This is a genomic window from Acinetobacter sp. R933-2, from assembly GCF_030325485.1.
In the GTDB taxonomy this organism is placed as follows: Bacteria; Pseudomonadota; Gammaproteobacteria; order Pseudomonadales; family Moraxellaceae; genus Acinetobacter; species Acinetobacter sichuanensis.
Genome location: NZ_JACAIJ010000033.1, coordinates 1 through 9,009, shown reverse-complemented (window position 1 = coordinate 9,009; position 9,009 = coordinate 1). Strand labels below are relative to the sequence as shown.

At 34.4% G+C, this 9,009-nt stretch carries 6 protein-coding genes and 3 pseudogenes; 4 read left to right on the top strand and 5 right to left on the bottom strand.

Annotation, left to right across the window (positions count from 1 at the left end):
* Positions 1-116: 116 nt before the first annotated feature.
* The 5 genes and pseudogenes from HX005_RS19155 to HX005_RS19140 form a co-directional block, all read right to left on the bottom strand.
* Positions 117-1,367, bottom strand: a pseudogene (locus HX005_RS19155) (HD domain-containing protein); the annotation flags it as partial.
* Positions 1,368-1,548: 181 nt separating this feature from the next.
* Entirely contained in the window at positions 1,549-2,484 is a 936-nt protein-coding gene (locus HX005_RS19150; RefSeq protein ID WP_353622007.1) for a tyrosine-type recombinase/integrase, read from the bottom strand.
* Between the two features lie 36 nt (positions 2,485-2,520).
* A pseudogene (locus HX005_RS19655) lies at positions 2,521-2,694 on the bottom strand (Arm DNA-binding domain-containing protein); the annotation flags it as partial.
* Between the two features lie 443 nt (positions 2,695-3,137).
* Positions 3,138-3,823: pseudogene (locus HX005_RS19145) on the bottom strand (metallophosphoesterase).
* A gap of 33 nt (positions 3,824-3,856) precedes the next feature.
* Entirely contained in the window at positions 3,857-4,846 is a 990-nt protein-coding gene (locus HX005_RS19140) for a hypothetical protein (protein WP_286378554.1), read from the bottom strand.
* A gap of 103 nt (positions 4,847-4,949) precedes the next feature.
* On the opposite strand from HX005_RS19140, the gene HX005_RS19135 reads away from it, so the two are divergent.
* The 4 genes from HX005_RS19135 to HX005_RS19120 all read left to right on the top strand — a co-directional run bounded on the left by HX005_RS19135 (position 4,950) and on the right by HX005_RS19120 (position 8,971).
* The gene (locus HX005_RS19135) at positions 4,950-5,822 is read left to right on the top strand and encodes a competence protein CoiA family protein (protein ID WP_104425930.1); all 873 of its coding nucleotides are present in this window, start codon (positions 4,950-4,952) and stop codon (positions 5,820-5,822) included.
* A 149-nt stretch (positions 5,823-5,971) separates the two neighbouring features.
* Positions 5,972-6,723 (top strand): IS5 family transposase gene (locus HX005_RS19130; RefSeq protein ID WP_286378553.1). Its coding sequence is split into 2 segments (ribosomal slippage): positions 5,972-6,206 and positions 6,206-6,723, totalling 753 coding nucleotides; the frame shifts between segments, so codons are not numbered across the junction.
* A 297-nt stretch (positions 6,724-7,020) separates the two neighbouring features.
* Entirely contained in the window at positions 7,021-8,826 is a 1,806-nt protein-coding gene (locus tag HX005_RS19125; RefSeq protein WP_286378552.1) for an ATP-dependent nuclease, read from the top strand.
* Entirely contained in the window at positions 8,810-8,971 is a 162-nt protein-coding gene (locus tag HX005_RS19120; protein ID WP_286378551.1) for a hypothetical protein, read from the top strand. The genes HX005_RS19125 and HX005_RS19120 overlap by 17 nt, the downstream gene beginning before the upstream one ends.
* Positions 8,972-9,009: the final 38 nt, after the last annotated feature.

The following is a 9,009-nucleotide window of genomic DNA, read 5'->3' as shown; positions in this document are numbered from 1 at the left end:
AATCAGCGAAGAATTCAGAAAGGACTAGATTTTAAGACACCAAATCAAATGGCAGAGCACCTTTACAAGTTAGCTGCCTAGAATCTCCCAAGTGGAAGTGTCCTAGTATTTCAGCACACATCAGTTGGGATTAAGTCCTTAATCTCATCTTGGTTTTCAAGCCATATTCTATGCAATGTGGAATCAACGGCATTTTGTAAAATTTCACGAATACTGTCAAATTTCGAAGAATATAAGCCAGTTCCTCTTACTAATTTTAAAATAGCTTCTTCATTAACTTTAAAACTTGGTTTTCTTCCTTGACTTAGAATTAAATAGGGTTGATCTATATCAACGATAGGTGTCATTAGGGTTGGCAAACGCCCCAATTCTTTACACGGAACTATTTGGTCCCAATGTTGAGTCTGTTGATGGTATTCTTGCTGTAGCCAGTTAAACCAATCATAGGCAGCCTCGTATGATTCAGGGGTAGGACATAAACATTTAATTTCAATTCGTTCTGCATCAAGTCGAAAATGTTTAATGGAATGATGCTTATCATAATGAGCTTTACTTAAATTAGGCAAATTATGACCACACATTGACATCATGATTGGACAAAACCGATTGTCATCTATGTCTAATAAATCACCCATTCTAAGTAAACAAGCAACATAAAGAGGATGACAGTCTTCGGATGCCATGCCTGCTTCTGCTTTCGGTAGTGAATTTATTAAAGCATCAAAATTATCACCATGTGATTTACAGATATCTGCCAGTACATCAAATAAACGCTTTGGTAATAACTCATTACGTGATGAATTCAACCCTATTTCTTCAACTGGATTTCTTACTATTTTTGCTGAGTTTAGAGGATGTTTTTGTCTATACCATTCAGCTAATAACTGAATATATTGGTGAATAAAATCATGAGCTTCTGCTTTTTGAGGTAAGACAGCCTTTTTTTGAATCCATTTTTTTGCAAATTTTTTTAAATTATCATCCGAGCTATCTTTTAATGAATGAACAAACTCTTCAAATTCAGGAGTATTCATGTCTTCAATTTGTTTTTGAGTAATAACCATTCCTATATCATGGTTATATGCTGCCTCTAAAATAAGCCATGTGTCAGTAGCACTTAAAAACTTTATTTTATCTCCAAGTAGTCTTTCAATATTTACTATTATCTGACGAGAATGAGAAACATCATGACGACTGTAATGTGGAAAAATAGTACTTACATTTTGAAGGGCTTTACTAATGAGCTCTTGATCAAACCGCCATTGTGATTCTAATAATTTTAAATGAGGGTGGCGGTTACAAACCTTCTCGAAATGCTTTTCTAAGCTGTATAATTCTTGATCTAATAAAATTGAGTCGTTAAGCATTTCTATTACCCCTATTTGTTTTCCCAACTATATTTTCCCCCACAAATAATATTCATTTGTGGGTTAATATTTTCTAATTGCAGATCCGAAATCTACCCAACATCCTTTAACTCTAAAGATCTAACTTCATTGTATCTAAGACATTGTTATTAATTGCACTAATCATACATTCGATAGTGAATTAAGCAACTTTCATTGTGGTATTTTTATCCGAATATAACTGTTCTAAATAATCAGCCCACCACTGCATAATTTCAATTCGTTCTTTTAAATGTGTAGCTTTGTCATAAACAGCTTTTACACCATGTTTTTTATGTGCCAAACAAGCTTCTATTACTTGTTCTTTATCACTAAATTGGTTGTTTAAAGCAGTACTGGCAATATGTCGAAATCCATGTGGACTTTGACGGCCTCGATAACCAAGGTTTTTCAAAGCATTATTTAAAGTTGCTTCACTCATTGGCTGTATAAGGCTATCTCTACTAGGAAATAAAAAATCCGATACTGTCCTGATTTCTTTTAATTTAAATAACAGTTCTATTGCCTGTTTAGGTAAAGGTACAACATGGGTAATACCACATTTCATGGTTTCGGCAGGCTTTATCCAGATATTTTTCTCAAAGTCAAAATCTTGCCATTTTGCATAGCGCAACTCTTGTGGTCGTGGGAAAAGAATAACGAGTAACTCCAAAGCAATTGCTGTATGCGAATTTCTATAGCCTCGAATAGACTGCACCAACTCTGGCAATTCCTGAAGACTGACATGCTTCATATTCCCTTTACTGCCTTTATCAAAATACTTCAAAATTCCATCCAAAGGGTTCGATTCTATTTGTCCATGAAACTTTGCAAGATCATAGGCATTGCGACAATGTGAAACTAGTTTCTCTACACGATTGTAAATACTTTCACTTCTAAGCATATCCTGAAAAAATGTCAGCCATTGTTGAGGTGAAATTTTGGTGAAATCCAATTCACCAAAAACAGATAAGATACGTTTTTCAATCGATTGAGTTTCTTTCTTTATTGTTATTACAGCCCAAGTTGTTTTCTTAGCATCAAGCCAGTCATACATCAAGCTTTTTAAATTAAGTTGTTGCTCCTCAATTCTTTGCAATTCAATTTCTTTTTTTGTTAATACTTTTTCATTTTGCTGTAACTTGAGAAAAATAGTTGAAGCTTCAAGTTTAGCTGCTACAAGCGATAACTGCGGATAGCTTCCAATACTATGCCATTTCCACTTCCTTGCTTCATCCTTAAAGCGGACTTGCCAAGTTTTTTTCCCTTTTGGTGATACACGAAAATAAAGCCCAGCATCACATGAAATACGATACTCCTTATCCTAAGATTCAAGATTATATAAATGCGAGTCTTTTATCTGTTTGATGCCATTTAGGGCAGTTCTTTTCATAACTAAACACCTTGTATCCGAGTAATGCAGAAAGAGTATCGGATACAAGATTGGATACACAAGAGGGCCAAATAAAGCTGTGCATAGCCGAACATAGTTGTGCAAAAAGCAGAAATAAAAAACCCATGAATCATTATAATTCATGGGTTTATATATCAAATCATTGCAAAGTTGTGCATATGATTACAAAAAACTGGTGGGCCCAGACGGACAACAACCCTCTCCTACCCTATTGTTTTTATTACACTAATTAATATTAAAAAATTACGGGATACAAGCTAGGATACATGATTCAAGTGTTGCTTTTTTGACCTGTTGAACTTTTTTCACCACCGAACTCCCCTACCACATCACCGTGTTTACTGGATTTTTACAATACAAAGCTTCTTGGTAAAAGAGGAACCCACATCAATGTAATGGCAATTATCTATTTTAGTATGCTCTTTTACAATGGTGTGACCCAGATAGATTTCATCAATATTTTCCACAGTATCGTAATGTTCTGAATGATTACGGATACGTCCTCTCCCCCACAGCGCATTCGCATAAGCCGAACTTACACCTGAAATTTTATATCGCCTTGTGCAATGTCGTGCTTAAAAGCATTCCAATCATGAATATCGACGTCTGCATGTACTACACCAATGATTTTATGTTCGAATTGAACCTCAATAACTAAAGGAAGTTGTTTAAATAGTTCGATAATTTCAAATTGTTGCTTCGCACTCAGTTGATAAAACCACTCCCCCCCATTACGTGCATGTATATCTTTTATTTTACGATCATGAGGAGACCTTATGCACATTTCTTCATGGTTACCTCGTACCGTAAAAAACCAAGATTGATTCAATAAAGAAATACATTCTAAGTTTTCTTCGCCTCGATCTACAAGATCACCTGTACAAATGAGTCCGTCATTTTGAAAGTCAAAATTGATTTTCTTGAGCTCTTGCATCAAAAGGCTATAACAGCCATGCAAATCACCAACCACATATATATTATCCATTTGATTTGCATTGATTATACAAATAGGAGAATAGCTCATTGACTTAATTCTTCACACTTAATTTTAATATCATTACCGACTTAACAGCTTTCCAATCATAAGCACTCGATCAAAGCTATACACATGCGCAAAAGGACTTTCTACACAACGTCCAACTAATGGCAAATTATGATCAGTTTGGCCAGTTCTAAGTACAACCTCTGCTGAACAAATAGGACATATCCCTCTAAACCGAGTTACACGTGTTAATTGATTACGCTCTCTATCACGATACATCTCAATATCAGCATGTTCTTCAGCTAATGAAATAAACGTCATAGGTGCTTTAATGACACGATGCTCCGGTAAATTCCACATTGGAACGAACCAATATTTGAATGATAGGTAAGAAAATCCAATTAGACAGACTATAAATAACAAATCAAGTGTCGTGAAGTTTTGTCCTTCACGTACTAAAACTATTGAAAATGCACAAACATATAAAGCCCATGAAATAAAACCGCCAAAGAGAACTATCAGCATAAACAGTCCTCTTATACTTTTATTTTTTATTTCACCATTCTTAAATATAAATCGATAAAACCACGACATCTTTATTGCTGAAGAATCTACACGTTCATAAGTGATGTACTCAATATCTTCCTCATTTACTAATTTTTCATCAACACTTTCAATTACAGTCTCTTGAATGTCCAACCAAAAAAGACGCTCATTACCTTTTCCACCAACAGTGTCGTTCGTGCGTACAACCGGCACATATCCGATTTCGGAAAATTTTTGAATATGCTTAGAACTTAAACGCTCAAGGTATTCATTCAGTTTTCTTTCATTGATCCATTTTCCTAATTCTTTTGGATCTACGTTATCCGCAGAAAGCTTCCCATCTACAGCTGCCTTCAATTTATACCTTGAATAGGCAACATGATCATCAACTTGCCCCTTTAATAGCCCAAGCGTCGCAGCACACATTACCTTTAAGCATTCATAAGCCCTATTTTGTGCTAAATCATCCTTGAGCACATTCCATAAAATTGAAAAAACTTTTAATTTTAATTCAAACACTTAAACCCCCACATACCCGTATATACCCCGTTTATACAGTGTTATCAGAATTAGACCATAAGCATAGTGAGTGAGTAAATCAACTTCACTAAGGATTTTAGTCATGACGATGCATATTGCATTAAACGAAAATAATAAATTGGTTAATATTGAGCAGGTTGAACGTGGACTCGCTTGCCAGTGTACTTGCTTTGAATGCGGTGAAGCCGTTATCGCTCGTAAAGGTGAGATTAAGGAACATCATTTTGCTCATGCAAGTAATAAAGCAAGCTGTACCATTAACCCTGAATCTGTACTCCATAAATATGCTAAAGAAGTTATTCTTGAATCTATGGGACTTATGCTTCCCGCTTTACCTGAATCAGATAATGAGGCAGCATGGTGGACCTTCGAAAACTTACTCCCTGAATTCTCTCTAGGCTTAATCCGTCCTGATCTTATTGGTTATTTTGATGGGGAACCTATTTTAATTGAAATTGCAGTTACTCATTTTATTGATGCTGAAAAACTCAAACGTATTGAAGTCTTAAAATCAAAATGCATTCAAATCGATTTATCGCCACTTCTTAAAAGTGATATTGCAATTCCAAGTATCGAAGCCAAACAGCAAATCCTTGAAAATATAGAAAATAGAAGATGGGTTTATCCATTCCCTTCAGAGGAAACCAGTGCGCAGCAAAAAGCTACTAATCCTACGCACGTACCCGCCACATCACACATGACCTCGTCACAACAGAACACTACTCCAACTTGGCAGGACTATAAATTTAAAGTAAAAGGCATGCATGTAAATGTACGCCATTTTTCGAGTGGGATGATCTCAGTAAATAGTACATATAACCCAGAAATCATTGCATTGCTTAAAGAATGGAAACGTGAAGGACGTGGTTCATATAATCCAACATATAAATCCTGGAACTATTGGCTACCATTTTCCGAGAAAGTTATAGAACGACTCCAAGTACTCAATGAATGAAGGGTATCCCCTATAAATTTCCTGTCTATGCATATATGTAATACGATAAGTGCGAAAATTGGAACTTAACTAGGGCGTGTCCTCATTTGAAGAATTGGTTTTAAATACTTAAAATCCTCCTTTGAGTTATTTTTATTTCTATATTTTCAATGGCACGTACTCTTCTTACCGATGATATCTGGCAGCAAATTCAAGATACTATGCGATTACATGGTTGCTACCGTTCAAAGAATAGTAGAAATATCATGGAAGCGATCTTATGGAAACTGCGTACAGGCGCCACATGGCGTGATATTCCTCAAGAATTTTGTCCTTGGCAAACTGCTTATAATCGTTTTAATCGTTGGGCAAGCAAGGGATTGTGGAATAAATTTTTTTTAGATTACGAGGCGTCTTGGATCAAGAATGGGTATTCATTGACGGAAGCTACATACGCGTGCATCAACATGCAAGTGGAGCTCGGAATGGTTTCGAAAGAGCAATTGGACAATCACGTGGTGGACGAACAACAAAAATACATCTTGCAACCGACGCGAATGGATTACCGATTGATTTTAAAATCACTGGGGGTGGCGTCCACGACAGTCAAGTTGCAAAACAACTGATTGATACTGTAGGCGAGGCAACTTATCTCATTGCTGATAAGGGGTATGATGCTGAGCACATTAGAATATATGCCCAGAACAAGGATATGATTCCCATCATTCCAATGAGATCAAATAGTAAAAGACCGAATAAGGAGTTTGATAAATATCTATATAAATTAAGACATTTAGTTGAAAATGTGTTTGCGAGATTGAAGCATTTCCGAGCGATTGCAACCCGATTTGATAAGCTTGCACGAAATTACCAGTCTATGATTTACATTGCTTGCATATTTATTTGGTGTAAAGCCAAATGAGGACACGCCCTAGTCAAAAAGTACCGTTTAGTACCCAATATCGCACTTATCGTATAGAGAAAACACTAGTAATTTTTAAATTTTGCGATTCATATACGTTAAATGGCACTACTCTAAGCTTTGCACCATCTGTACTCTTTTAATAGTTGCCGATTTATTAAGCACTACAACGCAATCATCTTGATAAAGAAAAAAATAAGGTTAAGAAGACTAAAGTTCATAATGGATATATTATTTCTATCACAAACTTATGATATAAATAATATATACAAAAATTTACTCCAAACAACATAAATTATGTACTTATCAAATATAAAACTTTGGAATTTTAGAAAATATGGAGTAGTTGGAAATACTTTTGATCTAACTAAACCTAATTTAGACCTTAATTTTACCAAAGGTCTAAATGTGCTAATTGGTGAAAATGATTCGGGAAAAACGGCAATCATAGATGCCATTAAATTGGTTTTAAAAACTCATAGCTACGATTACATCAAGGTAGAAGAGAAAGACTTTTTTGACGGTTCTACACGATTTAGGATTGAACTTGAATTTTATGATTTAACTGATGATGAAGCTAAAAACTTTACAGAATGGTTAGGCTGGAAAGGTACTGGAGCTGATGCTAAAACATTCTTAAAATTAAATTATGATGTCACTCGCAATGATAAAAAAATTACTCCTTCAGATATAAAAGCAGGTGCTGATTCAGAGGGTTATCTATTAACGGCTGAATCAAAAGAATATCTAAAAACAACATATTTAAGACCTTTAAGAGATGCTGAAAATGAGTTGATCTCAAAACGAAATTCTCGACTTTCCCAAATTTTATTAGGTGATCCTACTTTTAAAAACAAAGATAAAAATCATGAACTTGTTCATATGTTTGAAGGTCTGAATACAAATTTAAAAAAATATTTTAAAGGTGAAGAAATAAGTTTTATCGACAAAGATGGTAATCCAGTAACAAAAACTTATGATGATGGGAAGACAATTAAAGACAAAATTGATGGTTACATTAAAAATTTCTACAATGAAGGCATTTTCACTGAATTTAATGTTTCGTCAACAGAATTAAAAAGTATTTTAGAAAAGTTTTCTCTTTTTTTAGAATCACAAAGAAATGTAGGTTTAGGCACTTTAAATCGACTTTTTATGGCTGCAGAGTTACTTCACTTAAATAAAGAAGATTGGCATGGGTTACGTTTAGGATTAATTGAAGAGTTAGAGGCTCACCTACATCCGCAAGCCCAAATGCAAGTGATTGAAGCATTACAAAGACAAACAAATATTCAATTAATTATTTCAACACATAGTCCCAATTTAGCATCAAAAGTTAAATTAGAAAATTTAATTCTATGTAATAAAGGCAATGCTTTTCCTTTAGGGAAAGAATACACAATGCTAGAGCCTGATAGCTATAAATATCTAGAAAAATTTCTCGACACTACTAAGACAAACCTCTTCTTTGCTAAAGGAGTGATTCTAGTAGAAGGATGGGCGGAAGAAATTTTAATTCCAAGTTTCGCAAAAGCTATAGGAAAAGATTTAACGGCAAAAGGCATTTCTGTCGTTAATATTGGTGGTGTTGGTTTTCAACACTTTGTCGATATTTTTCTTCGAAAGCAAGAATCTCATATGACTATTCCTGTTGCGGTGATTACGGATTCTGATGTAAGAACTTATGAAAAAGTTGGCGAAGACTACTGTCCCAAATCATCTAAAGTACTAGAAAGTGAAATCGCTAATAAAATTAAAGAAATTAATGAAAAATCGAATCAAAATGTTAAATATTACGCCGCTAAACAATGGACTTTAGAATATTCTATTTTCAAATCTAAAAAACTGTCAGCATTATTTCAGAAACATTCTAAAGCTATACATACAAAAACCAAATGGGACTCAAACTTTGAATTAGAACTCGCAAAAAAACTCATCAATCAAGGGCTAAAAAAAACAGAAATAGCTTATCGTTTAGCTCATGAATTAGATAAAGAAATGAACAAGCACGAACCTGACAGAACATTAAATCTTCATGAAACTGAATCGACAGACAGTATTTATTATTTAATCGAGGCGATTGAATATGTCACAAACAATTGAAATTACAGATGAAGATATAGATTACTCTGAAAAAATTTTACTACCTAAAGGTAAAGTTTTTGATGATGAGCGACGCGACTTTATCCGTAATTTATCTACGATAGATAGAGATGGATCCGTAAATTTGAACAACTCCTATAAGTGATATTCTGCTCCTCAAATGATGTTATAAACATCAATATA

Bases quoted from the DNA above. Each gene is read 5' to 3' on its own strand.
- HX005_RS19135 (WP_104425930.1), top strand. From the start codon at position 4,950: ATGACGATGCATATTGCATTAAACGAAAATAATAAATTGGTTAATATT.
- HX005_RS19120 (WP_286378551.1), top strand. From the start codon at position 8,810: ATGTCACAAACAATTGAAATTACAGATGAAGATATAGATTACTCTGAA.
- HX005_RS19125 (WP_286378552.1), top strand. From the start codon at position 7,021: ATGTACTTATCAAATATAAAACTTTGGAATTTTAGAAAATATGGAGTA.